The organism is Dellaglioa sp. CoH-55-MRSF-8 (genome assembly GCF_056782195.1).
Window position 1 is genome coordinate 1 of the sequence record NZ_JBXAYH010000126.1, and the last position, 344, is coordinate 344.

Sequence of the window (344 nt, forward strand, 5' to 3'; positions counted from 1 at the left end):
CCCGTGGTCGCCGCACGACTCCTGGGCGTCTCCCCAGACACCGCATCGGAATGGCACAACCTCATCGCCAACACCCGCATGGCCATGCGATGACTGCGGCCCGAGGAACTCATTCGGTAGGTTGCGATGAAACGCTATGCGACGAATCTCTCCGTCGCGGATGTGCGGTAGATCTCCAATGCTGCGTTGATCATGAGCGCGAGTTGTTCGGATCGGCTGACGCCAGCGAGTTCGAAGATCCGGGGGAAGGTGCTGGCTGCTCCGTGCCCGGGTACGGCGTTAATCTCACCGACAGTCACTGTCCCGGCGGCGTCCACGAAGAGATCCACTCGACAGGCTCCGGT

Annotated in this window: 1 pseudogene; it reads right to left on the minus strand. The window is 62.2% G+C overall.

The features are described 5' to 3' along the window. Positions 1–134 precede the first annotated feature (134 nt). Positions 135–344, minus strand: a pseudogene (locus AC1RPW_RS08210) (hypothetical protein); the annotation flags it as partial.